This is a genomic window from Hymenobacter perfusus, from assembly GCF_003944765.1.
Taxonomy (GTDB): Bacteria; Bacteroidota; Bacteroidia; order Cytophagales; family Hymenobacteraceae; genus Hymenobacter; species Hymenobacter perfusus.
Genome location: NZ_RWIU01000003.1, coordinates 320602 through 346323, shown reverse-complemented (window position 1 = coordinate 346323; position 25722 = coordinate 320602). Strand labels below are relative to the sequence as shown.

Annotated in this window: 28 protein-coding genes; 21 read left to right on the top strand and 7 right to left on the bottom strand. The window is 61.5% G+C overall.

Annotated elements, in window-relative coordinates; translation table 11 throughout:
- Positions 1 to 9: 9 nt before the first annotated feature.
- Entirely contained in the window at positions 10 to 378 is a 369-nt protein-coding gene (locus EI293_RS11350) for a DoxX family protein (RefSeq protein WP_125437683.1), read from the bottom strand.
- Between the two features lie 96 nt (positions 379 to 474).
- Positions 475 to 1353 (bottom strand): alpha/beta fold hydrolase, encoded by an 879-nt coding sequence (locus EI293_RS11345; protein ID WP_125437681.1) that lies wholly within the window; start codon positions 1351 to 1353, stop codon positions 475 to 477.
- Between the two features lie 303 nt (positions 1354 to 1656).
- Between EI293_RS11345 and EI293_RS11340 the strand changes: the two genes are divergently transcribed.
- The 3 genes from EI293_RS11340 to EI293_RS11330 all read left to right on the top strand — a co-directional run bounded on the left by EI293_RS11340 (position 1657) and on the right by EI293_RS11330 (position 5411).
- The gene (locus EI293_RS11340; protein WP_125437679.1) at positions 1657 to 2130 is read left to right on the top strand and encodes a hypothetical protein; all 474 of its coding nucleotides are present in this window, start codon (positions 1657 to 1659) and stop codon (positions 2128 to 2130) included.
- A 212-nt stretch (positions 2131 to 2342) separates the two neighbouring features.
- Positions 2343 to 4073, top strand: a complete 1731-nt coding sequence (locus EI293_RS11335) for a glucose-6-phosphate isomerase (RefSeq protein ID WP_170170345.1) — start codon at positions 2343 to 2345, stop codon at positions 4071 to 4073.
- Positions 4074 to 4283: 210 nt separating this feature from the next.
- A complete protein-coding gene (locus tag EI293_RS11330; protein ID WP_125437675.1) occupies positions 4284 to 5411 on the top strand; it encodes an acyltransferase family protein in 1128 nt (375 codons plus the stop codon).
- Between the two features lie 65 nt (positions 5412 to 5476).
- Here the strand turns inward: EI293_RS11330 and EI293_RS11325 are convergent, their stop codons facing one another.
- Complete coding sequence (locus EI293_RS11325) at positions 5477 to 5980, bottom strand: cupin domain-containing protein (protein ID WP_125437673.1); 504 nt, start codon at positions 5978 to 5980, stop codon at positions 5477 to 5479.
- A gap of 172 nt (positions 5981 to 6152) precedes the next feature.
- On the opposite strand from EI293_RS11325, the gene EI293_RS11320 reads away from it, so the two are divergent.
- The gene (locus EI293_RS11320; RefSeq protein ID WP_170170344.1) at positions 6153 to 7142 is read left to right on the top strand and encodes an MBL fold metallo-hydrolase; all 990 of its coding nucleotides are present in this window, start codon (positions 6153 to 6155) and stop codon (positions 7140 to 7142) included.
- 177 nt (positions 7143 to 7319) lie between these two features.
- Here EI293_RS11320 and EI293_RS11315 read toward each other — a convergent pair whose 3' ends face one another.
- Entirely contained in the window at positions 7320 to 8201 is an 882-nt protein-coding gene (locus tag EI293_RS11315) for a DUF4097 family beta strand repeat-containing protein (RefSeq protein ID WP_125437669.1), read from the bottom strand.
- A gap of 36 nt (positions 8202 to 8237) precedes the next feature.
- On the bottom strand, positions 8238 to 9149 hold the full coding sequence (locus EI293_RS11310) for an arginase family protein (RefSeq protein ID WP_125437667.1): 912 nt from the start codon (positions 9147 to 9149) through the stop codon (positions 8238 to 8240).
- Between the two features lie 174 nt (positions 9150 to 9323).
- Here EI293_RS11310 and EI293_RS11305 point away from each other — a divergent pair, with 174 nt between their 5' ends.
- From EI293_RS11305 to EI293_RS11295, 3 genes are all read left to right on the top strand, one after another.
- Complete coding sequence (locus EI293_RS11305; protein WP_125437665.1) at positions 9324 to 9749, top strand: SpoIIAA family protein; 426 nt, start codon at positions 9324 to 9326, stop codon at positions 9747 to 9749.
- 59 nt (positions 9750 to 9808) lie between these two features.
- Positions 9809 to 10252: a hypothetical protein gene (locus tag EI293_RS11300; protein ID WP_125437663.1), complete on the top strand. Its 444-nt coding sequence runs from the start codon at positions 9809 to 9811 to the stop codon at positions 10250 to 10252.
- Positions 10253 to 10361: 109 nt separating this feature from the next.
- Positions 10362 to 11096 carry a YebC/PmpR family DNA-binding transcriptional regulator gene (locus EI293_RS11295; RefSeq protein WP_125437661.1) on the top strand — a complete coding sequence of 245 codons (735 nt, stop codon included), beginning with the start codon at positions 10362 to 10364 and terminating at the stop codon, positions 11094 to 11096.
- A gap of 142 nt (positions 11097 to 11238) precedes the next feature.
- On the opposite strand, the gene EI293_RS11290 is transcribed toward EI293_RS11295, so the two are convergent.
- Positions 11239 to 12192 carry a UbiA family prenyltransferase gene (locus EI293_RS11290; RefSeq protein WP_170170343.1) on the bottom strand — a complete coding sequence of 318 codons (954 nt, stop codon included), beginning with the start codon at positions 12190 to 12192 and terminating at the stop codon, positions 11239 to 11241.
- A 173-nt stretch (positions 12193 to 12365) separates the two neighbouring features.
- Here EI293_RS11290 and EI293_RS11285 point away from each other — a divergent pair, with 173 nt between their 5' ends.
- Together EI293_RS11285 and EI293_RS11280 are read left to right on the top strand one after the other, a co-directional pair.
- Positions 12366 to 13196 (top strand): ABC transporter permease, encoded by an 831-nt coding sequence (locus tag EI293_RS11285; RefSeq protein WP_125437657.1) that lies wholly within the window; start codon positions 12366 to 12368, stop codon positions 13194 to 13196.
- Positions 13197 to 13234: 38 nt separating this feature from the next.
- Positions 13235 to 14479: an ABC transporter ATP-binding protein gene (locus EI293_RS11280; protein WP_125437655.1), complete on the top strand. Its 1245-nt coding sequence runs from the start codon at positions 13235 to 13237 to the stop codon at positions 14477 to 14479.
- Positions 14480 to 14506: 27 nt separating this feature from the next.
- Here the strand turns inward: EI293_RS11280 and EI293_RS11275 are convergent, their stop codons facing one another.
- Positions 14507 to 15379 (bottom strand): class I SAM-dependent methyltransferase, encoded by an 873-nt coding sequence (locus EI293_RS11275; protein WP_125437653.1) that lies wholly within the window; start codon positions 15377 to 15379, stop codon positions 14507 to 14509.
- A gap of 304 nt (positions 15380 to 15683) precedes the next feature.
- Between EI293_RS11275 and EI293_RS11270 the strand changes: the two genes are divergently transcribed.
- From EI293_RS11270 to bioD, 12 genes are all read left to right on the top strand, one after another.
- A complete protein-coding gene (locus EI293_RS11270; protein WP_125437651.1) occupies positions 15684 to 16754 on the top strand; it encodes a proline iminopeptidase-family hydrolase in 1071 nt (356 codons plus the stop codon).
- Between the two features lie 58 nt (positions 16755 to 16812).
- A complete protein-coding gene (locus EI293_RS11265; protein WP_125437649.1) occupies positions 16813 to 17409 on the top strand; it encodes a hypothetical protein in 597 nt (198 codons plus the stop codon).
- Positions 17406 to 17744: a hypothetical protein gene (locus tag EI293_RS11260; RefSeq protein WP_125437647.1), complete on the top strand. Its 339-nt coding sequence runs from the start codon at positions 17406 to 17408 to the stop codon at positions 17742 to 17744. The genes EI293_RS11265 and EI293_RS11260 overlap by 4 nt, the downstream gene beginning before the upstream one ends.
- A 141-nt stretch (positions 17745 to 17885) precedes the next feature.
- Entirely contained in the window at positions 17886 to 19013 is a 1128-nt protein-coding gene (gene rluF, locus EI293_RS11255; RefSeq protein WP_211339562.1) for a 23S rRNA pseudouridine(2604) synthase RluF, read from the top strand.
- Between the two features lie 392 nt (positions 19014 to 19405).
- On the top strand, positions 19406 to 19828 hold the full coding sequence (gene yiaA, locus EI293_RS11245) for an inner membrane protein YiaA (RefSeq protein WP_125437643.1): 423 nt from the start codon (positions 19406 to 19408) through the stop codon (positions 19826 to 19828).
- Between the two features lie 96 nt (positions 19829 to 19924).
- A complete protein-coding gene (locus EI293_RS11240) occupies positions 19925 to 20470 on the top strand; it encodes a sugar O-acetyltransferase (protein ID WP_125437641.1) in 546 nt (181 codons plus the stop codon).
- 143 nt (positions 20471 to 20613) lie between these two features.
- Positions 20614 to 21210 (top strand): hypothetical protein, encoded by a 597-nt coding sequence (locus EI293_RS11235; RefSeq protein ID WP_170170342.1) that lies wholly within the window; start codon positions 20614 to 20616, stop codon positions 21208 to 21210.
- 119 nt (positions 21211 to 21329) lie between these two features.
- Positions 21330 to 22340, top strand: coding sequence for a biotin synthase BioB (gene bioB, locus EI293_RS11230; RefSeq protein WP_125437637.1), 1011 nt, complete (start codon positions 21330 to 21332; stop codon positions 22338 to 22340).
- A 35-nt stretch (positions 22341 to 22375) separates the two neighbouring features.
- Positions 22376 to 22639 (top strand): hypothetical protein, encoded by a 264-nt coding sequence (locus EI293_RS11225; protein WP_125437635.1) that lies wholly within the window; start codon positions 22376 to 22378, stop codon positions 22637 to 22639.
- A 77-nt stretch (positions 22640 to 22716) separates the two neighbouring features.
- A complete protein-coding gene (locus EI293_RS11220; RefSeq protein ID WP_125437633.1) occupies positions 22717 to 23856 on the top strand; it encodes an aminotransferase class I/II-fold pyridoxal phosphate-dependent enzyme in 1140 nt (379 codons plus the stop codon).
- A gap of 281 nt (positions 23857 to 24137) precedes the next feature.
- Positions 24138 to 24839, top strand: coding sequence for a class I SAM-dependent methyltransferase (locus EI293_RS11215; RefSeq protein WP_125437631.1), 702 nt, complete (start codon positions 24138 to 24140; stop codon positions 24837 to 24839).
- 227 nt (positions 24840 to 25066) lie between these two features.
- Positions 25067 to 25687 carry a dethiobiotin synthase gene (bioD, locus tag EI293_RS11210; protein ID WP_125437629.1) on the top strand — a complete coding sequence of 207 codons (621 nt, stop codon included), beginning with the start codon at positions 25067 to 25069 and terminating at the stop codon, positions 25685 to 25687.
- Positions 25688 to 25722: the final 35 nt, after the last annotated feature.

The window sequence follows — 25722 nt, the reverse complement described above, 5'->3', positions numbered from 1 at the left end:
GACCGGACGCTACGCCACCATCGGGCCCGGACGACGCAGCCACAGTACCATCAGCAAGAGCACCAGCAATACAATGGCGGGCAGGCCACCAGCCAGGCCGCCCGGAATTTTGGTGGTGTGCATTACCACGGCTCCAAGCATAATAATGATCAGGCCCAGCGCGGCCGGGCGCACGAAGCGCGGCACCAGCAGCCCGATACCGCCCAGCACTTCACCGGCAGCTACCACGTAGGCCAGCGCGCCGGGCAGGCCCAGCTGTTCGAACATGCCCACGGTGCCGGGTAAGTCCAGAAGTTTTTTACCGCCAGAGGCAATGAACGCCAAGGCCAGCAGCCCTTGCAGAATCCAGGCAATGATGTTGCGGGTAGAGGTTGACATACGCAGCAAGTAAGGGAGTGAGGTGAGCCGGTGAATGTACGATTCCTCCCGAAATAGTCCCACCTCAGTACTCAACCGGCCCCACACGGGCACCCCTTACCCCAGAAATGCCACCAACTGCCGCAGCACGGCCGGGTCGCGCATGATCTGGTTGTGGCCCAGGCCGGTGGTGGCCCGAAAATCGAGGCCGGGCCAATTGGCGGCAATTTCGGCGGCTTCGGCGAAGGGAATACTCGCGTCCTCGTGGTCGTGGAGCAGCAGGGCGCGGTCGGCCGGAAACTGGTGGCCCACCTGAATCAGGCTGAAGCTCTCGGCGTCGCGGCCATGCTGCTCCCGCACGTAGCGGTTGAGGCGCGCCACCACGGCCGGCGGCAGCTGCAGCAGCTCGGCAAAGCGCTGCGCCACGGCGGCCGTGCTGCCCGGCACCGCCAGCAGCACCAGTCGCGGCAGCCGGCCGGTGCGAGTCTGGTTGAACTGCACTGGCACGCCCACCGTGGCCGCTCCGCCCAGGGAGTGGGCCACCACGGCGTAAACCTCGCCCAGCGCATCGGCCACGGCCTGCACGGCCCGGGCGAAGTTGGGCAGCGTGGTGCGGCGGCCCTCGGAAGCCCCGTGCGCCGGCCCGTCCAGGGCCACCACCCGGAAGCCCGCCGCCACCAGTTCCCGGGCCAGCACGCCCCAGAAACTGGCCCGGTGCTCCCAGCCGTGTACCAGCAGCACCGTGCGCGCGCCGGCCGGGTTCCACTCGTAGGCGGTTACCGCGCCGGTTTTGGTAACGACAGTGAACGGCCGGGCCGAGGCCAGCGCGGCGGCTTCCCATTGCTTTTCGGGCAGCTGCCGGGGCGTGGTAAACAGCCTCCAGGCCGCCCCGAAGGCCCATTCCGTGGAAACCGCCGCCAGCAGCCGGAACTTGAGCCGCAGCAGCGTAATAGCCGGGGGCAACGTGAAAACCGGAGGCGAAGAAACAGTAGGCATGCCGCAAATATCCGTCGCCACGCGGGAAATCCGGCGGCGCGGCGGCCAGCCGGCCCCGGTCAGACAATAACGCAGTTGCTTACGGAGCCGTGCAGAAAACTACCGGAACAGCGAACCTCACCCCCCGGCTGGGTCTTCACAGCAACAAGTCAATCTTATAAATACACTACCTATCAATGCGTTAATACTACAAATACGTGCTTCTTCCTTCGTTTTACACATTTTTTATCGGCATGAAAATCCGCCCAAACATGGCCGCCGTACGTGGGTCCCGCCCCTGCCCCACGCCGGCCAGCAATACGCATGCTTCTTACTCTTTGCAACATCCGGGCTCAGTTTGCGCCGGAGCTTGGCTTACTTCGTTTTCAGTGGTCGGCGGCCCCCACGGGCCGGCCCCGGTTTCAGCGCAGCATGAGCAGCGTGGCCCAGTTGGTGGAACAGGGCGACGTTGCGGCCGTAATTCTGGACTTGCACGGCCTGCCAAGCCTGGGGCTCGATGAGCAGCTGTGGCTGGCCGCCAACTGGCTGAGCCGCGTTTCGGTGCGCGCCATTGAGCAGGTGGCCCTGGTGATTCCTACCGACAACATGTACAACCAGATGGTAGTGGAAAGCCTCATTCGGGCCGGCCGCCACTTCATACACTACGAAATCCAGTTTTTCAGCAATGCCGCCGGCGCCCTCGACTGGCTGGTGGGCGAGCAGAACCCGGCCGCCCAGCTGGCCCTGGAGCAGGAGTGGCAGCCGTGCCCCGCCGCCCTGCCGCAGCTGCACGACTGACCCGCCACGGCCGCCGCCGGCCCGGCGGGGCCACGGAAAAACGAACAATGTGCGGGATAGGGCGCGTATGTGCCTACTTCTCTACCTTTGCCCGGCCGCCCGGCGTTGGCCGGCTCAGGCACAGCGCGGCTTTCCGCGGAGCGCTCCTGCGGGAGTACTCCGCGGAAAGCCGCCTGTTCAACCGCCATTCTTCTGACTTCTTAAGAACCCGTATGGACGCTTCTTCCTTCTCTATTCCCGCCATGACCGTGCAGCTGGGCCAGTACCAGGCTGCCGTAGCGGCTAAACTCCAGAATTTCAACGCCCGCAACTTCACCGCCGGTTTCTGGCAGAAACAGGCCGACCTGTGGGTGCAGGACGCCGAGGCCCAGCAGAGCCTGCGCAGCTTTATGGGCTGGCTGCGCGTGGCCGAAACCATGCTGCCCCGCGTGGGCGAGATTGAAGAATTTGCCCGCGAAATCAAGGCCGCCGGCTTCCAGCACGTGGTGGTGATGGGCATGGGCGGCAGCACCATGACGCCCATCGTGTTCCGGCAGGCGTTCGAGAAGAGTGCCGACGGCCTGCCCCTGCTGGTACTCGACACTACCAACCCCGGCTCGGTGCGCGAGATTGAGGAAGCCGTTTCTCTGCCCGAAACCCTGTTTGTGGTAGCCAGCAAATCGGGCACTACGGCCGAGCCCCTGGCTTTCGGCGACTATTTCTACGCCCGCCTCAAGGAGCTGAAGGGCGATAAGGCCGGCGAGAACTTCGTGGCCATTACCGACCCTGGCTCCAAATTCGTGACCCAGGCCACCAAAGAAGGCTACCGCCGCATCTTCCTGAACTTTGCCGAGGTGGGCGGCCGTTTTTCGGCCCTCTCCTACTTCGGGCTGGTACCCGCCGCGCTGTACGGCATCGATATCAAGACTCTGCTGGAACGCGCTCTTGAGATGATGCGCGCCACCGGCTCAGCAGGCGACGTGGCCGACAACCCCGGCTTGGAGCTGGGCGTGGCCCTGGGCGTACTGGCCCAGCAGGGCCGCGACAAGCTCACGCTGGTAGTACCCGAGAACCTCACCGACCTGGGCCTGTGGCTGGAGCAGCTTATTGCTGAAAGCACCGGCAAAGAAGACAAAGGAATCCTGCCCGTGGCCGGCGACCCGCTGGGCACGCCCGAGGTGTACGGCCCGGACCGCGTGTTCGTGTACGTGGGCTTCGAAAACCAGCCCGACGAGGAAAACCGCCGCAAAGTAGCCGCCCTGGAAGCCGCCGGCCACCCCGTGGTAACCATTCTGCTGCGCGACGCGCTGGATCTGGGGGCCGAGTTTTTCCGCTGGGAAGTAGCCACGGCCGTAGCCAGCGCCGTGCTCGAAATTAATCCCTTCGACCAGCCCAACGTGCAGGCCGCCAAAACCGCCACCGACCAGCTGATGAAGGTGGTGGTGGAGCGCGGCTCTTTGCCCCAGACCAGCGCCCCGGTGCTGGAGGAAAACGGTCTGAGCTACTACACCAGCGTAGCCGGCTCTACGGCCACGGCCGCCGAGGTGCTGAAAGCCTTCTTCGGGCAGGCCGGCGCCGATAACTTCCTGTGCATTCAGGCCTACCTGATGGAGACGCCGGCCCTGAACACCGAGCTGGACGAGCTGCGCCAGCTGGTGCAGCAGCGCCTGCACATTGCCACGGCCTCGGGCTACGGCCCGCGCTTTTTGCACTCCACCGGCCAGTACCACAAAGGCGGCCCCAACACCGGCCTGTTCCTGCAGCTCACCACCGACCACGCCCAGGACCTGCCCCTGCCCGGCCGCCCCTACACCTTCGGCACGTTTCAGAACGCCCAGGCCGCCGGCGACTTGGAAGCTCTGCACAACTACAACCGCCGTACCCTGCGCTTGCACCTCGGCTCCGTGGGCGAAGAAGCGGGCGTGGCTCAGCTGCTGAAAGACCTGAAAAAGGCTCTGGCGTAACTGGCTGGCCTCACATAAAAACAGCTCTGCCGTGTAGGGCTTGTTCCTGCTCAAAACCAAAACGCCCCTCCGGTCACATAACCGGAAGGGCGTTTTTGTGTGGTGACCTACTCACTTATGCATTTCACAGACAAAATAGGCCGGCCCGGGAGGATATGAGCCTTGTCTCAGGCAAGGCGGGCAGGCGGGATATCTATATTTGTTTAATCCATGAATCTACCTTCTATCCTTCGCCTGCCCGAAAGCGGTAACCGCGTCTTCGGCCTGGATGCGTTGCGGGCAACTGCTATTTGCTCAGTTGTCCTGGTACACGGCTCGAACTGGATTTCACCCCGTTTCACCTTCTTCCATCAGCACATCCTGCGCGTTGACGGCGTAACCATTTTTTTCGTTTTGTCGGGGTTCCTGATTGGGGGTATCCTGATTAAGACGATGGAAAGCAAGACCGCCGGTTTTCGCACGCTGTGGGACTTTTGGCTGCGGCGCTGGATCCGGACGGTGCCGCCCTATTACCTGGCGCTGCTCATTGCCATTCCCCTGGAAATCCGCTTCGCTATTTATCCGATTCAGGCGTATCCGGCCTATTTTGTTTTTCTGCAGAATTTCAACTGGGTACACCCGCTTAATTATCGGGAAGCATGGTCGCTGGCCGTGGAGGAATGGTTTTACCTGTTGTCGGCCCCGGCTATTATAGGGCTGTGTGCGGCGCGGGTTTCCCCCAAAGCCGCCGTTATGGCAACCGCCATTACATTGCTGGTGGCAACTACCCTGTACCGCTATAGCTACTACACGCATTTCCAGCCTACCACTTTAGCGGAGTGGGCAGACCATTTTCGCACAATTGTGTTGCTCCGGCTGGATTCGCTGATGTACGGGGTGCTGGCTGCGTGGTGGGCCCACTACCATCCGGCGAGCTGGCGCAAGGGGCGTCTGGCCAAGTTTATTGTAGCCGTTGGGGCACTGTCCCTGCTTACAGGCCCTTCCTCCGCTGCTGATTTCAACCTGTTTCATTGCGTTATCTACTTCGGCTGCTACCCTTTGGCCGTTGCATGCAGCCTGCCGCTGTTAAGCACATGGAGACGGGCCAATGGCGTAGTGGCAGCAGCTACAACGCACGTCAGCTTGATTTCCTACTCCATGTATCTGCTGCATAGCTCGCTGATCCATAACCAGCTGGTTACCCCGCTCGTGCAATCCCTGGCACTACCATCACCGATAAAATCCCTCCTGGGCATGGGCCTGCTTTGGGTGCTCACATTGTTGCTGGCTACCCTGATGTACAAATACGTGGAGGTGCCGGTGATGAATCTACGCAGACGGCTCAAGCACGACCGTTGAGTGTTCCTCCAGCTTCTATATGGAGGTTTTCTGACGCGTTAAGTCAGGCGGCTGCTGTACCCAGCCTAGCGGCCAAAATCATCCTGTACGCGTACAATGTCGTCTTCGTCGGAGGGATGAGCGGCGTTGGTGTGCTGCCAGATTTCGGCAATCTGGCCCCAACCGTCGAGGCCGATGAGGCGGTGCCGCTCACCTTGTTGCAGCGTGATTTGCTCGCCGGGGGCATAGGTTTTCAGGGAGCCTTCTTCGTCGGTGGGGCTGGTGATGACGCCCACGGTGCCGCTCACCACGCGCCAGATTTCGGCGCGGCGGTGGTGGTACTGCCAGCTCAGGCGCTGGTGCGGAGCCACCAGCAGAATCTTAGGGCTGAGCTTGCCCGAAATCCGCAAAGCATCCACCGCCAGCCCATCGAAATACTGGTTGGCGAATTGCTGGGCCTGGGTTTCATCGAGCACGAAAAAGCCGCCCCAGGGCCGGGCATCGTCCTTGCGCTCCAGGCGAAACCCCTGCTGCTGCAATTGCTGCTCAGTGTGGGCGAAGATGGCCGATTTGGTAAGGTCAACGGGCATGGAGAGAGGGGAAATAAGTGCGGGACAGGAACGAGTAGCTTTCTTCGGACAACGGCAAAATAGTAATTCATCTCATTGCAGCGGCATTTCTGAAAGAAAATCTGGACCCCTCCAATATCTAAGTCCGGTTGGTTCGCGTACTGACAATATCCGTTCACCTACTCCCGAACCCATGGAACAAGTAGCCGCTGGGGTCCACCAGCTCTCAATTCAGCGCTTTGTTAATGTATATTTCGTAGAAACCGGCACGCCCGGCGAGTGGGTACTAGTCGATACCGGCCTACCCGGCTCCGAAAAGGCCATCATTGCCGCCGCCGATAAGCTGTTCTACCCCGGCACTCATCCGGAGGCCATCATCCTGACCCACGGCCACATGGACCACTCGGGCTCGGCCCAGGCCCTGGCCGAGCACTGGAAGGTGCCCGTGCTGGCGCACCCACTGGAACTGCCGTTTCTCACCGCCAAAGCTGTATATCCGCCCGCCGACCCCACGGTAGCCGGGGGCGGCTCGCTGGCTTTTGTGGCCCGGTTCTTCCCGCCCCAGTCGTTTCAGCTCAGCGACTACGTGCAGCAGCTGCCGGCCAATGACGTGGACCCGCCCTTCCTGCCCGACTGGCAGTGGATTCACGTACCCGGCCACGCGCCCGGCCAGGTAGCCCTGTTCCGCGAGAAAGACCGGACGCTGCTGGGGGCCGATGCGTTTGCCACCGCCAACCACGAATCGGTACCAGAATTGCTGCTGCAACTCCCGAAAATCAGCGTGGCGGGCGCGCCGTTCAACTACAACTGGCAGCAGGTGGGCGAGTCCATCCGGACGCTGGCGGCGTTGCGGCCCGAGGCCATCGGCTGCGGCCATGGCCCGGTTATTCGCGGGGCGCAAGCGGCCGAGGGCCTGCAGAAACTGGCCGACGAGTTCCAGGTTCCGGCCCGGGGCCGCTACGTGCAGCACCCCGCCCGTACTGATGAAAACGGCGTGGCCTACCTGCCCCCGGCCCCGCACGACCCCATCCGCACCAAGTTTGCCATCACCGCCGCCGGCCTCGGGGCCTTGGTGGGAGCGGCCCTGTTGGTGAAGCGGTACCAGAAGCACAAGCAGAACGAATACCCGCGCCCCGTGGCCGCCGAACCCAAGCGGGAACGGACCGAAGAAGTAGTGCGGTAAATCAACCACTCAGATCAATAAAAAGCCTCCCAACTAGCAATTGAGAGGCTTTTTTTGCATGTATTCAGTCCATCTTCCGATCAACAGGCAGCAGCACAGACATTACTTATCACGCTTTAGAGCTGATTGCATTGGCGCAGGACCGCTCCCCCCAGAAGCGCGTGACTGCCTGTTGAGCTACTCCGTATCTGTTGAGTCGGTAGCAACGACGGGGACGATTTCAGCTGGTTGCGTAACGGTTATGCTGCCGTGTACGGTGTTGGCTTTCAACTGGGCGCCGCCTTTGCCCAGCGTGGCGACCAGGCTATGGGGCAGCACGCTTTTACGCTTGGTATTCAGCGCGGCCGATACTTTGCCGTGGGTGGTTCGGGCCAGCACCGTGGCGGCATACGTGGCGGGCAGTTGCCAGCTTACGCTGCCGTTAACGGTATTTACCTCAAGCCCTGGCCCCACCCAGGCCGGGCCGGTCAAGACAATGGTTACGCTGCCGTTGGTGGTCTGGCCGCGGGCTTCACCGTTGATGCCGGTGAGCACCAGCCCGCCGTTGGTCGTATCGAAACGCAGCTTTCCTTCCACGTTTTCCAGCGTGATGCCGCCATTCACCGCCTTCAGCACCAGATCGGTCCGAAAGGGTACGAACACCTCATAATCCACTGCCCACCCATCCAGCGACTCATTGGCCCGGCCGGCGCGCACGAGGCTGTTCTCCGACGTGATGCGCACGGCGGCGGCCAGGGCTTTGGCCGATTCGGGCGTAGCCGCCCGGCCCGTTATCCGGGCCCGCACGCGCACGGTGTTGCCCGCGTAGCCGCGCACCGTAAGGCCGCCATTCACGCGGGCATCCACCATGAGGGCCGTGCCGACGGGTGGGGCCGGCAGCGTCAGCTCCCGGGTTTCACAGTGCAGCTTTTGCAGCGCGCTGGCTGGCTGCTGGTCGGCGCAGGTGATGGTAAAGGCGGGGCCGGCGGTGGTTTTGGGCGGGGCCGAACGAACGGGCGTTTTCTGGGCGGCAACTGGCAAGGTCCCGATCAGCAGCAAAAACAGTAGGGGTGTTTTCATAAAATGAAAGCCAGGGCAGGCGCTGATGCCCCGTTATCAGGTATCGAGGGAAGCGGCCACGCCGGTGAAGTAGGCCGTAAGGATGGTGGCGGCCAGACGCGCCGTTTGGTTATCCCGGTCGAACAGCGGGTTCAGCTCCATCAGCTCAAACAGCAGAATTTCGGGCTCTTTGCCAGCCATAAAGGCAGCCTGGGTGGCCTGGCGCGGCGTCAGGCCGTCGGCGCTGGGCGCACTCACGCCGGGCGCGTAGGCTTCGGCGCAGCTGTCAATATCAAAGCTCACGAAAGCCGGCCCGGCGGCCGTGGCGTGGCGCAGGGCCCGGGCCATATACTCGGGCAGGCCGTCCTGCTGCACATGGGCCAGCGGCACCAGCCGGGCTTGCTGCTGGTGCAGAAAGTCGATATCCTCCCAGGTATTGAGGTTGGAGTGCAGCCCTATTTCGGTGAACCGTTCTCCGGCCAGCACTCCCTCGCGTAGCAGCCGCCCAAACGGCGTACCGCTGCTGATAACGGCGCGGTCCTTCACGTCGGCGTGGGCATCGAGGTTGATGCCGCCCACGCTGGGGCTGCCGGTGGCGTCGCGCAGGCCGCGCACGGTGCTGTAGGTGCCATCGTGGGAGCCGCCCAGCACCACCACGCGCGGATACTGGTTGAGCAGGCGCGTCAGCTCACTCCGAATGGTCTGGTGGTTGGTAGCGTGGTCAGGATGGCGCAGGTCCAGGTTGCCGGCATCAGCAACGCGCAGGCCGTCGAGGCGCACGTTGTGCTCCAGATTGTAGGTTTTATGGTAGCGGCGCAGCTCCCGGCGGATGGCCTCGGGGGCAGTGGCGGCCCCGGCCCGGCCACCTTCCAGCACCGTCCCGAAATCCAGCGGCAGACCCACCAGACACACGTCAGCTTCGGGCAGCGCGGCGGCGGGTCGGATCAGGTCACGAATGAAAGTGGGCATGCCCAAATGTAGGATGAAATCCGACTAGGCCGGTCAGGCACTTACCGGCCTAGTCGGCCAACAGCCATACTATAGTTTATTCAGGCATTCCAAATACATTTATAGTCGAGCCTCGACAACTTTCCACAGTGCAACCAGTACTTAAGATACTGCAGTTACACTTTACTCATTACTATGCCGGTTTTTGATACAGTTCTGCTTGACACCCCCACTCTGACTGTCCTCCACGAACCCTCAATTCAGCTGCTGCGGGTCGTCTGGCGGGGCCAGTATGACGCTGAATTGGCAAAAGCCGGCTGCGAGCAAATCCTGGATCATATCTGCCACACCCGCTGCTCCCTGATGCTCAATGACAGCAGCGAAGTGTATGGTGACTGGTGGAAAGCCAGCGAATGGGTAGGGCAGGTTTTTGTTGCCGAACTAGGCAAGCGTGGCATCCGGGCGGCGGCCTGGATCAACGCCATGGATTGGCCCTCGCGGCACTCCGTAGCCTCTACCCTGCCGCACGTACAGGGCGTGGAAGTCCGGATATTTGATTTCGATGAGCAGGAGGCTGCCCACGCCTGGCTGCTGTCGAAAGTGCCGCCCGCCACTGCTTAGTACCGGGCCGATTGCCGGGCCAGGACGCGGCAAGTGGCAGCAGTGATTTACCTTTCGGCATGAAACGACTTTTCCCGGTACTGCTGGCGCTAACAGCTGCGGCAGTTACGCCCGCCCCCGGTTCGGCCCAAAACCGCCAGACGCAAACGCAGCCAGCCGGGGCCGTGTACACCACCTATACGTACCTGACCTACGCTATTCTCGATAAAGGCACCAGCCCTAAGCCGTTAGCGGCCAAAGGAGTAGGCGGCACCCTCACGCTTCGTCCCGATGGCACCTACCAGAAACGCCTGCTACTGGCCGCTAACGGCACCACCCAGCATTTCGACCAGGAGGGCCGCTTCAGCCTTACGCCCGGCCGCATCACCTTAACCCACTCTGACCCAAACGGCACCAACCGCACCGATGCGGGTACGTTTCGCCTCACCGGTAAGCTGCTCACCATTACGCTGGAAGGCTATCCGGCCGGCAATCAGAGCATCTACACGCTACGGGCGCAATAACCCGGGCGCGTTGCGCCCCGCCGGCCTTTCTGCTAACTTGCGGCCCCTCTCGGCCCCACCCGCGCCGTAGGGCCACTCACTCATTCACTCAATCACCAATTCACTATAGATGGGACGCGCGTTTGAATTCCGTAAAGGCCGCAAAATGAAGCGCTGGGACCGGATGTCCAAAGACTTTACCCGCATCGGCCGGGAAATTGTAATGGCCGTGAAAGAATCGGGAGCTAACCCCGACACCAACTCCCGCCTGCGCACCGCCATGCAGAACGCCAAGGGCGTGAACATGCCCAAGGATCGGGTGGAGGCCGCCATCAAGCGCGCCAGCAGCAAGGAGGAGAAGGACTATACCGAGGTGGTATACGAGGGCTACGCGCCCCACGGCGTGGCCATCGTCATCGAAACTGCCACCGACAACCCCACCCGCACCGTAGCCAACGTACGCATGTACTTCAACCGGGGCAACGGCGCCCTGGGCACCGCGGGCTCTTCTGACTACACCTTCACCCGCAAGGGCGTGTTCAAGCTGGCCGCCGAAGGCCTGGACCTGGACGAGCTGGAGCTGGAGCTGATTGACGCCGGGGCCGAGGAAGTGTACGCCGACCAGGAGGAAGACGAGCATGGCGCCGTGAAAGACTACATTGTGGTGGAAACCGCCTTCACCGATTTTGGGCAGATGCAGAAGGCCCTGGAAGAGAAAGGCCTTAACGTGGTATCGGCCCAGCTGCAGCGCGTGGCCAACACCACCGTGCACTTGGAAGGCGACGAGCTGGAAGAGGTAATGAACCTGATTGAGAAGTTCGAAGAGGACGACGACGTGCAGGCCGTATATCACACGCTAGGCTAAATCACAGGTCACCCTGAACTCCTCGCGGATTTCGTGGATAACTCATACTAGTGGCGGGCTGCTCCGGTTGGGGCGGCCCGCTTTTCGTTGGGTGGTGAAACCAGCTTCTACTACGCATTGCCAACCCGTTACGCCTGATGGGTCATCTAGCGGGTAGCATCCGCTGGGTGAGCCACCAGGCCGCCAGACCAAACAGGCGCACGGTGCGCCAAAGGGTGGGTCCAAACAGTACGCCAAATCCCAGCAGTACTAGTGCATCGGCAGGCTGGTGCCACCAGGCAGCAAGCAGCAAGGACAGCGGCAGAAATACTTCATAATACTCATTGAGGAGCACATGAGAATACGGCTGGGGTTGTACTATCGTCAGCGTCATCTTCAAGCGGTAGCGACGAATCAAAACCAGCCCCACATACAGCAGCAGGGCCACCAGTGGAGCCACACGACCACTCACGCCCAACAGCACTACCAGTGCAGCTACTTCCACTGGAAACACTGCCCACTCAACCACTCGACGGACGGTTGAGGCCCCAAAACGCGTTACAAAGGTTCGCATTCCGGCTTCCGCGTCGTTGGTGGCGTCGCTGAGCTGGTGCCAGATGATATTACGCATACCACAGGCTAATGCCCACACGCTCACGCCCACCAACCACAGCAGCGGCAGGTGCTGATGGAGGCTGGCAGCTATCAGTGCGACGCCTGTAAGCTGCGGAAAAAAATGCGCGCCGGCAGCATCGGCCAGTACACCAGCTAACGCCCGACCTTTCAGGCGCACAGGTGGCAGCGAGTAGGCAGTGAATACGACCCAGGTGCCAAAGTAAAGCCATGCTACAACCGGGCTGATGTGCCAGAAATACCACCCAAACCCTACGCCGGCAAGCAGGCACCCCCCAAGTAGCAGCGCAACACGCCCACCCGAGGTGTGGGCTAAGCCGTTGGACTTTCCTGCCAGGGCATCGTCGGCGCGGTCGGTCCAGTCGTTGAGCAGGCTCACGTAGGTAGCGGCCGTCGTAAGAGCCAGCAGCAGCAGCAGCAACTGGCCGCTCAATAGCCAAATCGGGTTATTTGTTAGCAGCACTGAGGCAAAACAAATAGCCATAATAGGTGCAAATTTGTATCCCCACCATTCCGTAACGCGGGCAACGGTAGCTAATCGGCGAATAAATAGAGATGCGGTCATCTGAAAATAGGGCCGAAACCCTGCATCCCCAGTCGATATGGCTTAGGAAACAGCCTCGACTGTGAAGGAAGACTTGTATTTTGCGAACAAAAATGAGGGAAATAATCTACAATTCATCATCACCGCTGGCTGATCCGCGTGCTTTCGGGCAGGGCGTCGGTGACGACGTGAGGGCAGTACTGCGGGTTGGCCGCCAATTATTCGTGCGCAACCTGCGGGTGCAGTACCGGCAAAGTGTGTTGGGCTACCTCTGGCTGCTGGCCCCGCCCCTGTTTCTGGCCCTGACCTGGACGTTGTTGAGCAAAGCTAACCTGCTCCAGGGCAAGCAGCCCCCGGTTCCCTTGCCCCTGTTTGTCCTGACGGGCATCTTCCTCTGGCAGGGGTTTGTGGAAATGCTCAACAGCCCACTGCAACAGCTCACCGCCGTGCGCGCTACCCTGGCTAAGGTGCGGGTACCGCACGAGGCGTTTGTGGCGGCGGGCATGGGGGTGGTAGTGTTCAACCTGCTGGTACGGCTGCTAGTGCTGGGGTCCGTCATGTGGTGGTACAACATCGACTGGCATATGACGCTGCTGTGGGTACCGCTGGGCCTGGCGGGCCTGCTGGGACTGGGCCTGGGCCTGGGTTGGATTATTGCCCTGCTCGGGCTGTTGTACAGCGACGTGGCCAACGCCCTGGGCCTGATAATTAACATGTGGTTTCTGGTGACACCGGTCGTGTACGTAGTGCCTACACGCTATGCGTCTGTGCTCAGTCTGAATCCGGTGACGCCTTTGCTGACTACTACCCGCAACTGGCTGCTGACCGGCCAGGTTGAACCCACGCCCAGCTTCTGGCCAGTGATAGGTTTGGCCGGAGCCGGCGTGCTCCTGGGCTGGCTGGCCTACCGCCTCGCCCAACCGCACCTGATAGCCCGCCTCTAAAGCCCAGGCTGCTTACTTTCCTTCGTTTATCCTGCCCCTTGCATCCCGTTAGCCCAGCCCCCGATTCTCCCCTGCTGGAGGTACGCCACCTCTCCAAAAAGTTTTGCACCCGGCTTCGCCTCTCCATGTGGTACGCCTTGCGCGACATCCTGGCCGAAGCCTGGCCCCGGTATCGGACACGCACCGCGCGGCTGCGGGCGCACGAGTTCTGGGGGGTGCAGGACATGTCCTTTCAGCTGCGCCGGGGCGAGGCGCTGGCTATTGTAGGCGCCAACGGAGCCGGCAAGAGCACTCTGCTCAAGCTGCTCAACGGCCTGATTAAGCCCGATGGCGGCAGTATTCACATTCGTGGCCAGGTAGGGGCGCTCATCGAGTTGGGCGTGGGGCTTGACCCCGTACTCAGCGGCCGTGAAAACGTGTTTATCCGGGCTGCCCTGCTGGGGTTCTCCCGGGCGCAGGTGCTGCCGCTGTTTGCCCAGATCGAAGAATTTGCCGGCCTGGGCACCGCCCTCGACATGCCCGTGCAGTTCTACAGCTCAGGCATGGTAGCGCGCCTAGCCTACGCCGTGGCCGTGCACCTGCGGCCCGATATTCTGCTGGTGGACGAGGTATTGGCCGTCGGCGACATGGAATTCCAGCGCAAGTGCGTGAATCATATGCTGGCTTACCTGGCAACCGGCGGCTCGGTGGTACTCGTCTCGCATAACCCCTACCATGTGCAGGCGGTATGCCAGCGGGGTGTGCTTTTGGAAAAAGGACGCCTGACGTTTGCGGGCACTGGCCTGGAAACTCTCGACCGGTATTACGCCCTGCAACAGCAACAGCTGGCGGAGCGAAGCGCTCAGTCGGGAGGCAGTGCTCCCCTGATTATTGAAAATCTGGTCTTTGAGAGCGTAACGGCTCCCACCATCATCACCGACGGCGCGGTGCGCGTGCGGCTCACGTACCAGGCCCAAACACCGCACGCCAATGTTGCCTGGGCCTTTTACATCTGGACCAACGATGGCCTCACTTGCATTACCGGAGGCGTGAACCTAGCACCGAGCCACTTACTTGCGGGCCGGCACGAGTTGAGCTGCACGGTAGCACGCCTGCCCCTCACGGCGGGGCAGTACTTGGTGAAAGTCGCCATTTTCGAGTTGCAGTCGCAGCAGCCCCTGGCCCTGCTGGGCTGGGAGGACGCCCCGGTGCCACTGGTTGTACAAGGGGAGCTCAGCCTCGAAAAAAGCTTCCAGTCAATGATCCAGCAGTTGGTTACGCTTCCCATCGACTGGCACAACTGACGCCGGGCAGCGGCCACCTGCCGCAGTTCAGCGGCCCAGCCGATGGCGCACAGCCCGCCATACGTGCCCCGGTTTCAGGCGCGCTGCCACTTCCTCCAGCAACACCGCTAAGGGAAGCGTAGCAGCCAGCGAAGCCTTGGGCACGGGCGCGGGCCACGCAACCACGGCGGGCCGCGCTACCTCAGGCTTGGCGTGCCGCCCCGTAGCCAGCACGGCCCGCCGTGCCGGACCACCGGGCGTTACCGGCGAGTGACTCACTACCTCCACATGTTCGAAGTGCGGGGCCAGGAGTCGGATAAAGTGCTCCAAATGGGGAGCAATGAGGTGGTGATGCGTTTTGCCCGTTTCGCTCTCGGCCCATGACCACGTGATGCCGGTTATCCAGAAGTCGCCGGGATAGATACCGGCGGAGTCGGTGTGGTAGAGCACCGATGTACCGCGCATTTCCTCCAAGTCAAGTACCGGAATGAAGATAGAGCCGCCAGGTCGAGTCCATTCTACCATGTTGGCAACCATCTGCTCTACCTCCTTCACGGTTTCGCAGTAAGAATACGCCGACCACATGCACGTTACCAACGACCATTGCGCCCGCCATTCCGGAACTGGGTCCCGGAAGTCACCTTCCCGAAAGAAAAGGGCATCGGGGCTGGCAGTACGGGCCTGGGCCAGCATAGCCGCCGACAAATCATACCCTGCCCGGGCTACCCCGGGAAATTTACTCAGGAAGTACCCGGTCCCACAGCCGATGTCCAGCCACCGGGCGTCGGGTCCCAAGAGTCCCCGCAACAGTGTCAGGTCGGCTTCGGTATTGCTTTGGATATCGGGTAGCAGCAAGAAACGGTTATCATAGTCGGCCGCGTAGGCAGCATCATACACCTGCAGAACGTCAGTGGTCTTCATAGCCGCAAGTTCAGGAAAAACTACCAGTTGCGGAGCCCAGCGCGGGCTTCGGTTTGCTCACCACAGCCGCAACGAAATGTTGCTTTTCCTGACCCGACAGCGGCAACGAGCCGAAACTGGCTTACGACGTGCTGCCGCTGTTTTATGGCCCCGACGACTACAACGCCCTGCAGTGGCGGGCAGAGGAACAGGTTGCAGATGGACTATCATTCGCCACGAGTAGATTCTCGTCGGGTTTGTCGGAAAAACGCAGCAACTTGAGCCGTCTCCATCTGACGCGCCTCAACTTATACTCTTTCCGGCTATGCTAAAAACCCTACGCAACGTGCTGCTGGCTGGTGCGCTGGCTTCCTGCTCCTCCCCTGCTCTCACCGAAACCAATTCCTCAAAAACAACCGAAGTGCCCAGCCTCGCCAGCTACTTTCCGGCCCCCGACAGCACGCAGCTGCAAACCGGCGGCGTACAGATGGTGCCCATCAGCACACCCAAGGGTAGGTTCAACGTGTGGACTAAGCGTATTGGCAACAACCCGCGCCTGAAGCTGCTGCTGCTCAATGGCGGACCGGGGGCCACGCACGAGTATTTCGAGTGCATGGAGAGCTTCCTGCCCCGCGAGGGCGTGGAAATCATCTACTACGACCAGCTCGGCTGCGGCAACTCCGACAACCCCAAGGATACCAGCATGTGGAGCCTGCCCCGCTACGTGGAGGAAGTGGAGCAGGTGCGCCAGGCCCTGCGCCTGGATAGCAGCAACTTTGTGCTGCTGGGCCACAGCTGGGGCGGCATCCTGGCCGCCGAATATGCCCTCAAGTACCAGCAGCACCTCAAGGGCCTCGTCATCAGCAATATGATGATGAGCATCCCCGACTACGGCCGGTACGCCGAGCAGGTGCTGGCCCCGCAGTTTAAGCCCGAGGTGCTGAAGGAAATCCGGGCCATTGAGGCGCGCAAGGACTTTCAGAACCCGCGCTACATGGAGCTGCTGCTGCCCAACTTCTACGCCGAGCATATCCTGCGCCGCCCGCCCGCCGAGTGGCCCGAGCCCGTGAACCGCTCCTTCGCCAAAATGAACCAGTCGCTCTACGTGACCATGCAGGGGCCCAGCGAGTTTGGCGTGTCGGGCAAGCTGCTGAACTGGAACCGCGTGCCCGACCTGCCCAAGCTGCGCGTACCGGTGCTCAGCATCGGTGGCCGGTACGATACTATGGACCCCGAGCACATGCGCATGGTGGCCCAGAAGGTGCAACACGGCACCGCCCTCATCTGCCCCAACGGCTCCCACATGAGCTTCTACGACGACCAGCCCACCTACATGCGCGGCCTCATTACCTGGCTCAAAGGTGTGGGCCGGGGCGAGAAAACGGTGGAATTGTAATTTGATCTTGTCATCCCTGCATCTGGCGTCCGCTTGCGAAGGACCTCATGAACACAGTATGAAAGTAGAGCTAATCCCGGTTATTGAAGTTGATCTTCGGCACCAAGATTTAGTGAAGTCATTGGCGTCGGTAGTTCCACTCTCCTCGGAAGCTTTTCTATACCGAGCCAGTGATTTGGCTGTCGAATCGTTGAAAATTCTGTCTCGAATACATTTGCAGGGCTACTTCGATGGTGAGTGGACGCTTGATGAGCAATGCACTTTTTTTGGAGGCTACGTTTTGCGACTCGCCGGACACGACACATTATTTCCACAGTGTTGCGGTGAGCTTTCGGACATCATCTATTGGAAGAATGTAGCCAAGTACGGCCGCTCGGTGTATTATCATGGTCATCCACATCCTGAAATTTACTTTACCGATGATTCCGTCGTCTTCAACTGCCAGAATGACTACGAGGAGTTTCGCCCTTCCGCTCCACTTGAAGTATCAGTTCCGAAAATTCCCCTCTCAGCTGCCTACGACACCGCCGTACTGGAACTGGCGCTAGTAGCGCATCGACTACGCTCCATTGCCGATGAGGCATGCCTGCCAGCGGATGACATAGCGCACCTCCTGATCTATCGGAACACAGAATTGCCGACCTTTGCGCCATGACCTTCCCCTACCGCCCTCTGTTCCTGTTTGAAGCCGATACGGCCACCATCTTTGAAATCAAGCGCCTCGATATCCAAAGCACCAACCCCGGCCACCTGTATTTCTGGCTGTATGTCGATAACGCCAGCGGCCAGCTCAGCCAGTTGGATTTTGAATCAATGAGCACGGAGGACGGGGAGCACCTGCGCGAATTCAGCCAGGGCCAGCTGCGGTTTACGCCGGCCGGAGGCAGCTTTACACCCACTGACGGCGCCCCGGCCCTGACGCTGCGTACCGTTATGCCGCCCGTGCTGCCCGCCGCGCTGGAAACGGCGCTGTTTGCGTTTTTTGCCTAAACCCCGGACCGGGCGCACGGCCGGCCGCCGCTTATGCCGTATCTTTGCAGGCTGCCGACCCTCCAGGGGGCCGGCAGCCCGTTTTTTTACCCGTTTGCCCAGGTGCTTCGGCACCTGGCACTAAGCATTAAGCAGCACCTCATGGCAACCCGACTCAATAAATACATCAGCGAAAGTGGCATCTGCTCCCGCCGGGAAGCCGACCGCCACATCGAGCAGGGCAACGTGTTCGTGAACGGCAAGCGAGGCAACATCGGCGACCAAGTGACGCGCAAGGACCGGGTGGTGGTGAATGGCAACCTTATTGAGCCCCGGGCCGAGGAAGATGCCGTGTACATTGCCTACAACAAGCCCCCCGGCATCATTGCCACCACCGATACCAGCATCAAGGACAACATTGTGCGGGCCATCAAGCACTCGGTGCGCATCTTCCCCATCGGCCGCCTGGATAAGGAGTCGCAGGGCCTGATTCTGCTGACCAGCAACGGCGACATCGTCAACAAGATTCTGCGTGCCGGCAACCAGCACGAGAAGGAGTACATCGTGATGCTCGATAAGCCCATCAACGAGCAGTTCATTGAGTCGATGGCCAACGGCGTACCGCTGGGCGGCGTGATGACCAAGCCCTGCAAGGTGTCGAAGGAAACGCCCTACATCTTCCGCATCACGCTGGTGCAGGGCCTCAACCGCCAGATTCGCCGCATGTGCGAGTATTTCGGCTACGAGGTAGTGCAGCTGGAGCGCATCCGGGTAATGAACATCAACGTGAAAGGCTTGGGCGTGGGCGAGTGGCGGGAGCTGCGCGAAAAGGAGCTGAAGGTGCTGTTTGAGATGATCAAAGACTCCAGCGGCACCGACGACGGCTCCGGTTCGCGTCGTCGCAAGCGTCCCTCCACCGCCGCCTTCTGGACCGACCGGCCCGCCCGCCAGGGCCCGTCGCGTGCCCCTGAGGCCGGCCCCGACCAGAGCCGCCCCGCCGGCGCTTGGGTAGAGAAGCCCACGCGCAAAAAAGTGGCCGCCGCCCGCGCCGGTAAGGCCGCCGCCAAAACGGCGCCTGCCGCCCCGGAAACTCCGCAGTGGCCCACCGGCCCCGGCCGGGATGCCGGCGCCATGGTTCGCCCCGACGGGCCCGGTTTAGGGAAAGCCAGCCGCCCGGCTGGTCCTCGTTCGCGTAGCACCGGCCCCGGCAAAGCGCCGGCCGCGCCGCCCAAAGGCAACAAAACCAGCACCCGCGGCTCCCGTGGGGCCAGCCGGCCCGGCAAGCGCTAAAACGGTGGCCTGCTGAACCTCACGGTTCAGGCAGACCCGTTACTTTCTGGTTCCTAACAGCTGCGGGCTGCTTCAGATGAGGCAGCCCGCAGCTGTTATCGGGGCAGTCCACAGCTTTTTTGAGCCTGTTGAAATGTCTGATACTGACGTACCACACAAGGCAATAACGATTAGTTGATCTGGCATAAAACCGCTTTATTCCCGTTAAAAAACCACCTTCAATCAATTCAGCTAACGCAAATCATTTACCCGTTTTCTTTACTGGACCGCTCGTTAAAAGTCTGAATGCAGAAGATGGTGGTGTACGGAGTAGTATCAATTGACCGCTATGTTTGAGCTGTCGGACGAGGAAACGTCCAGGTTGTTTTTTCACTGCTGTCTTTTTCTGCCCCATGAACACCGCCAAACCCTCCAATGCCTTTATTGCCGCTTCCTGGTTTGCCTTGCTGGCCGGTATGGCCGCCTTTATCATCGGCCTCTGGAACGCCCAGATTGCCCTCAACGAGAAAGGCTACTACTTCACGGTGCTGATGTACGGGCTGTTTTCGGGCATCTCGCTGCAAAAATCGGTGCGCGACCAGCTGGAAGGCATTCCCGTGACGGGCATTTACTACGGCCTGAGCTGGTTTTCCACGATTCTGGCCATTGCCCTGCTGACGGTGGGCCTATGGAACGCCACGCTGCTGCTGAGTGAAAAAGGCTTCTACGCCATGGCATTTCTGCTGAGCCTGTTCGGTGCCATTGCCGTGCAGAAAAACACCCGTGACGCTAAAACCACCGCCACCCCGGAGCCGGAATCGACGTTTCATAACTAGCTGACTACTTACGTAAAAGAGCAGTTGGAAACTTAACTGAACGTCATGCCTGATCAGGCATGACGTTCAGTTAAGTAAATTCCACTTCTACTAGCCATGAACCCGACCCCGAAACAACAGATGCTGACCGGCGAACTGTACCTCGCCAACGACCCGGAGCTGGTAGCGGAACGCCTGCGCGCCAAGCAGCTTTGCCACCGCTACAACCAGGAGCCCGTGCACCTCAACCGGCAGGTGCTGGCCGAGTTACTGGGCCGGGAAACCGACGCCCACATCGAGGCCCCCTTCCGTTGCGACTATGGCTACAACATCCAATTGGGCCGGAATTTCTACGCCAACTACAACTTCACGGTGCTCGACTGCGCCCCAGTCACTATCGGCGACAACGTGTTTGTGGCCCCCAACGTGGTGCTGAGCACGGCCGGCCACCCGGTGGAGGTGGAGCCGCGCATTGCCGGCTGGGAATTCGCACGGCCCATCTACATCGGCGACAACGTGTGGCTGGGCGCGGGCGTGCTGGTGCTGCCGGGCGTGACCATTGGGGCGGGTACGACCATTGGGGCCGGCAGCGTGGTTACGCGCGACATTCCGGCCGGCGTGGTGGCCGTGGGCAACCCCTGCCGCGTGATTCGGACGCTGTAAGCATGGCAGGAAACTCCGCAAACAGCCCGTTGGCAGTGGCGTTGGCCGCGTTGTACACAGGTTTCTCTCGTTACCGCCTGCAGCAACTACCTGACGCCTGCCCATGCTGTATTACGGCAGCCGAAAACCGGGTACTGCTTGCGGTGCCCCTAGCCGACCTGACAAAAGCGCAATTGCAACGCTACGCGTTCAAAGCCATGACGACATGGGGAGATGCAGCCGACTTTCGCTACTTCCTGCCCCGACTGCTGGAGCTGTCGTTGCGGCCGGATGCGGACATTGAGAAAGAAACCCTATTCGGCAAGATGGAGCTTGCCAACTGGACCTCCTGGCCGGCAGCGGAACAGGCAGCGGTACGGGACATGCTGGTGGCTTGGTGGGCCCATCACATTCAGCAGGAGTGCTTTTTTGAGGAAGAGTTGCTGGGCTGGTTGATTCGACTGACCGGCTCAATAGAACCCTTACTGCAAGCGTGGCAGCCGGCTGAAACCGATTGGGCCTTCGAAAATCTGGTGCGCACTGTACCGGCCCTTGACAACCTGGAGCAGCATATCCGCACACGTAATCCGAAGGATGCGCCCCGTCACATTGCTGCGTTACGGCAATGGATGGGGCAGCAGCTCCCGATTCTGGAAGTCGGTTTCTTTCGGAAAGAAACTAACATTGGGGAATTTGCTCAGGCTATTTCCCTGGCCCATACCCTGGTTGGTGCTCTGCCTACCACCACAATGCCGCTATAACTGCCCGACAAATCCGCTTCTCCTGTATCTTGCGGGCCGCTGGCAGCTTTAGCTGCGGCGGCCCGCCCCGTTTGGCCCCGTTGCCCGACGACAATCAACCACCGAAACTCTTCCCACCCATGACGCTCCGTACCGACTGGACCCTCGACGAAGTACACGCCATTTATAACCAGCCCGTGCTGGAACTGGTCACGCAGGCCGCCGCCATCCACGCCGAAACCCAGGCCACCGGCGAAGTGCAGGTGTGTACCCTGCTGAGCGTGAAAACCGGCGGCTGCCCCGAGGACTGCGCCTATTGCCCCCAGGCCGCCCGCTACCACACCGGCGTGCAGGCCCACAAGCTCCTGCCCGACGCCGAAGTGCTGGCCTCGGCCCAACGCGCCAAAGACTCGGGCTCGACCCGCTTCTGCATGGGTGCCGCCTGGCGTGAAATCCGCGACAACAAGGACTTTGACCGGGTGCTGGGCATGGTGGAACAGGTGAACGGCCTGGGCCTGGAAGTATGCTGCACCCTGGGCATGCTGAACGAGTACCAGGCCGAACGCCTCAAGCAGGCCGGCCTCTACGCCTACAACCACAACCTCGACACCAGCCGCGAGAAGTACGACGATATCATCACGACCCGCACCTACGATGACCGGCTGAACACGCTGGAGCACGTGCGCAAGGCCGGTATTTCGGTCTGCTCGGGCGGCATCATTGGCCTGGGCGAAACCGACGAGGACCGCATTGCCATGCTGCACACCCTGGCCACCCTGCCCGCCCACCCCGAGAGCGTGCCCGTAAACGCCCTGGTGCCCGTAGCCGGCACGCCTTTGGCCGACCAGCCCCGCGTGAGCGTGTGGGAAATGCTGCGCATGATTGCCACGGCCCGCATCCTGATGCCCCACACGATGGTGCGCCTCTCGGCCGGCCGCCAGGAAATGCCCGTGACGGAGCAGGCTTTGTGCTTCCTGGCCGGTGCCAACTCCATCTTCTCGGGCGAGAAGCTGCTGACCACGCCCAACCCCGATTTCGACGCCGACAAGCAGATGTTCGCCCTGCTCGGCCTCAAGCCCCGCAAGTCGTTCAAGGACGTGCCCGAGGGTGCCGTCCTCATGGGCCGCGGCAAGGCTCCTGTTGAGGCATAGCATATCAAAATCAGACGGTTTTACAGACTTCCCGCATGGATATTGCCTTTGACCTTAACCTCGACCACGCCTACGCCGAAACCTTCCGCCAGCAGCACGAATCCCGCGAAGCCCACGAGCTGATTTCCGAGCTGGAAGACAAAATCGGGGCCGCTATCAGCCTCATCATGCAGCGGCACGGCGTGCTGCCCGGCATCGGCGACCGGGTGGAAGTGGATTCGGAGTGGATGGTCATCAACGCCCGCACTTTCGGGCAGAACGGCAGCGTCTGGCTTTCGGTGAAGCGTTTCGAGGTGTAGCCTTTCCCATTTATGCTAAACGAAGTGTCATCCTGTGCAACCGGCGCGGGATGACACTGCTTTTTACTGGCTCTCCAATGTCCTCCCCTCTCCACCAACGCCTGCAGGCAGAACTAGCCAAGCGCGAGGCTGCCGGCACCCGCCGCCGCCTGCCCGCCCCGCCCGTGCCCGGCCTCGTCGATTTCAGCTCCAACGACTACCTGGGCCTGAGCCGGCACCCACGGGTGCAAGCGGCGGTGCAGCAGGCAGCCCACGCGCCTACAGGCAGCACCGGCTCGCGCCTGCTCACCGGCAACTCCGCCGCTACCGAAGCTCTGGAAACCACACTGGCGCAGTTCCACGGGGCCGAGGCGGCGTTGCTGTTCAACTCCGGCTACGCGGCCAATATGGGCTTCTTCGCGGCCGTGCCCAAGCGTGGCGACACAATTCTCTACGACGACGCTTCCCACGCATCCGTGAAAGACGGTATCCGTGGCTCCTTCGCCACCGCCTGGAGTTTCCGCCATAATGATGTGGCCGACCTGCGCCGCAAACTGGTCCGCGCCACCGGCAGCGTTTTCGTGGCCGTGGAAGCGTTGTATTCCATGGATGGCGACGTGGCCCCGCTGACCGAGCTGGCCGCCCTGTGCCGGGAGCAGAGCCTATATCTGGTGGTGGATGAAGCCCACACCAACGGCCTCTACGGCCCCCGGGGCGAAGGTTTGGTAGTGGAGTTGGGACTGGAAGACGCGGTATTTGCCCGCATCCTCACCTTCGGCAAGGCGCTGGGCAGCCAAGGCGCGGCGGTGGCTGGCCCGGCCGTACTGCGCGACTATCTGCTGAGCTTCAGCCGGCCCTTCATCTACACCACCGCCCTGCCCCCGCTCACGGTAGCCGCCCTCACGGCCGCCTACGCGGTGCTGACCGACCTCAGCCAGGAGCGCGCCCGACTGTTCGCCCTGTCCGACTACCTGAAAGCCCGGCTGAACGCGGTGCCGGGCCTGCACGTGCCGGCCGAAAGCCACGTCATTCACCCGCTCTTCTTTACCTGTAACCCTGGCCCGGCCCACGTCCGGGCCGTGGCCGCCGCCGCTCAGGCCGCTGGCTTCGACGTGCGCGCCATCGTCTCGCCGACGGTACACGTGGGTACGGAGCGGCTGCGGCTCATCATCCATTCGTATAATTCGGAAGCTGAAATTGATGGATTGGCAGCGGTGCTGGCCGCCGGCACGGTGTAGAGACGCATAGCATCTCGTCGTTGTTTAACCGCTCCGTTGAATGTAGTGCGAACTTTGCAGTTCGCGTCCCCGCGCCGTTCGGAAGGTTGTCGTTCTGGGGCGCGAACTATAAAGTTCGCGCTACATTCCGCTCCGCAACTTCATTCAATGCCGTGCCAACGACACCTGTTCCGTAGCCCAGGGCTTTAATCCTGAGCCAGTAAACCGAACGAAGCAGGAGAAATGCTAACGACTCGCCCCCAATCGTTCAACACTCCATTCATCACCATCTCAAACCGCTTATGAACGATCAGGAATTAGGCGAATATTGGAACCGCAACGCCCCGGCCTGGACTACCCTGGCCCGCGCCGGCTACGACGTGTACCGCAACCACCTGAACACGCCCGCCTTCTTCGCCTGGCTGCCCCCGGTAACCGGTCTGGCGGGCCTCGACATCGGCTGCGGCGAAGGATACAACACGCGCCTGCTGGCCCAACAAGGCGCTAGCGTCACGGCCCTCGACATTGCACCGGCCTTTGTGGAGGCGGCGCAGCAAACCGAAGCCGCCGAGCCGCTGGGCATCCGGTACTTGGTGGGCAGCGCCGCCGCCTTCCGGGTGCTGCGGCCGGGCGGGTTTCTGCAGTTTTCCATCAGCCACCCCTGCTTCACCACGCCCCACCGCCAGAACCTGCGCGACGCCCAAGGCCAGCCCTACGCCGTGGAAGTGGGCGGCTACTTCGACTACCAGCACGGCCAGCCCGAGGAGTGGATGTTTCACGCCGCCCCGGCCCAGGAACAGGCCCGCCACGCCCCGTTCCGGGTGCCGGTATTCAACCTGACGATGAGCCAGTGGGTTGCGGCCGTGGTAGCAGCGGGCTTCGTGCTGGAAGGCTTGCAGGAGCCCTGCCCTACTGAGGAGCAGATGGCTGCTCACCCGTTTTTGCGCAAGGCCCGGGTGGTACCATATTTTCTGCACTTTCGCTGCCGCAAGCCGGCGGCTTAAACCCCAAAGCTGTTCAGAAAGTCGCTGACTGCTACAAGAACGTCATGCTGAGCTTGTCGAAGCATCTCTACCGCTTCGTTGTGATACTGACCCGACGAAACGGTAGAGATGCTTCGACAAGCTTAGCATGACCGTCGGAGGACTTTCTAAACAGCTTCCCCATCTGTCATTCCTAGCGCAGCGAGGAATGACAATTCGCCCTAACGTCCCTTAATCCTTCTCTTCCTTTGGAACGACTCTTCATCACCGGCATTGGCACCGACGTAGGCAAGACCCTCGTCTCGGCCATTCTCACCGAAGCCCTACAGGCCGACTACTGGAAGCCCGTGCAGGCCGGCCTCACCCCCACCACCGACGCGGCCACCGTGCGCGAGTTGGTGCAGAACACCGTCAGCCACTTCTGGCCCGAGCGGCACCGGCTGCAGCTGCCGGCCTCACCCCACGCCGCCGCCGCCGTCGAGGGCATCACCCTGCGCCCCGCCGACTTCCAGCTGCCCACCACCGACAACCACCTGCTGGTAGAAGGTGCGGGCGGCTTACTGGTGCCCCTGGCCCCCGGCTTTCTGCTGGCCGATCTGGCCCAGCAATTCGACCTCGATGTGGTGGTGGTGTCGCGCAACTACCTGGGCAGCATCAACCACACCCTGCTCACGCTGGAAGCCCTGCAGGCCCGCGGGCTGCGCGTGCGGGGCCTCGTGTTCAACGGGGAGCCCACGCCCGCCACCGAGGATTTCATTGCCCAGCACACCGGTGTGCCCATCATGCCCCGGGTGCTATTCGAGCCGGAAGTAACACCGACCGTGGTGAGCCGTTACGCCGCCGAGTTCCGGGCGTGGTTTGGGTTGTAAATCTGTCCTACTAAGCGGAGCGAAGGACTTTATCA

Coding starts and splice junctions, on each gene's coding strand:
- EI293_RS11350 (WP_125437683.1), bottom strand. CDS start 378: ATGTCAACCTCTACCCGCAACATCATTGCCTGGATTCTGCAAGGGCTG.
- EI293_RS11345 (WP_125437681.1), bottom strand. CDS start 1,353: ATGCCTACTGTTTCTTCGCCTCCGGTTTTCACGTTGCCCCCGGCTATT.
- EI293_RS11340 (WP_125437679.1), top strand. CDS start 1,657: ATGCTTCTTACTCTTTGCAACATCCGGGCTCAGTTTGCGCCGGAGCTT.
- EI293_RS11335 (WP_170170345.1), top strand. CDS start 2,343: ATGGACGCTTCTTCCTTCTCTATTCCCGCCATGACCGTGCAGCTGGGC.
- EI293_RS11330 (WP_125437675.1), top strand. CDS start 4,284: ATGAATCTACCTTCTATCCTTCGCCTGCCCGAAAGCGGTAACCGCGTC.
- EI293_RS11325 (WP_125437673.1), bottom strand. CDS start 5,980: ATGCCCGTTGACCTTACCAAATCGGCCATCTTCGCCCACACTGAGCAG.
- EI293_RS11320 (WP_170170344.1), top strand. CDS start 6,153: ATGGAACAAGTAGCCGCTGGGGTCCACCAGCTCTCAATTCAGCGCTTT.
- EI293_RS11315 (WP_125437669.1), bottom strand. CDS start 8,201: ATGAAAACACCCCTACTGTTTTTGCTGCTGATCGGGACCTTGCCAGTT.
- EI293_RS11310 (WP_125437667.1), bottom strand. CDS start 9,149: ATGCCCACTTTCATTCGTGACCTGATCCGACCCGCCGCCGCGCTGCCC.
- EI293_RS11305 (WP_125437665.1), top strand. CDS start 9,324: ATGCCGGTTTTTGATACAGTTCTGCTTGACACCCCCACTCTGACTGTC.
- EI293_RS11300 (WP_125437663.1), top strand. CDS start 9,809: ATGAAACGACTTTTCCCGGTACTGCTGGCGCTAACAGCTGCGGCAGTT.
- EI293_RS11295 (WP_125437661.1), top strand. CDS start 10,362: ATGGGACGCGCGTTTGAATTCCGTAAAGGCCGCAAAATGAAGCGCTGG.
- EI293_RS11290 (WP_170170343.1), bottom strand. CDS start 12,192: ATGGCTATTTGTTTTGCCTCAGTGCTGCTAACAAATAACCCGATTTGG.
- EI293_RS11285 (WP_125437657.1), top strand. CDS start 12,366: ATGAGGGAAATAATCTACAATTCATCATCACCGCTGGCTGATCCGCGT.
- EI293_RS11275 (WP_125437653.1), bottom strand. CDS start 15,379: ATGAAGACCACTGACGTTCTGCAGGTGTATGATGCTGCCTACGCGGCC.
- EI293_RS11270 (WP_125437651.1), top strand. CDS start 15,684: ATGCTAAAAACCCTACGCAACGTGCTGCTGGCTGGTGCGCTGGCTTCC.
- EI293_RS11265 (WP_125437649.1), top strand. CDS start 16,813: ATGAAAGTAGAGCTAATCCCGGTTATTGAAGTTGATCTTCGGCACCAA.
- EI293_RS11260 (WP_125437647.1), top strand. CDS start 17,406: ATGACCTTCCCCTACCGCCCTCTGTTCCTGTTTGAAGCCGATACGGCC.
- rluF (WP_211339562.1), top strand. CDS start 17,886: ATGGCAACCCGACTCAATAAATACATCAGCGAAAGTGGCATCTGCTCC.
- yiaA (WP_125437643.1), top strand. CDS start 19,406: ATGAACACCGCCAAACCCTCCAATGCCTTTATTGCCGCTTCCTGGTTT.
- EI293_RS11240 (WP_125437641.1), top strand. CDS start 19,925: ATGAACCCGACCCCGAAACAACAGATGCTGACCGGCGAACTGTACCTC.
- bioB (WP_125437637.1), top strand. CDS start 21,330: ATGACGCTCCGTACCGACTGGACCCTCGACGAAGTACACGCCATTTAT.
- EI293_RS11225 (WP_125437635.1), top strand. CDS start 22,376: ATGGATATTGCCTTTGACCTTAACCTCGACCACGCCTACGCCGAAACC.
- EI293_RS11220 (WP_125437633.1), top strand. CDS start 22,717: ATGTCCTCCCCTCTCCACCAACGCCTGCAGGCAGAACTAGCCAAGCGC.
- EI293_RS11215 (WP_125437631.1), top strand. CDS start 24,138: ATGAACGATCAGGAATTAGGCGAATATTGGAACCGCAACGCCCCGGCC.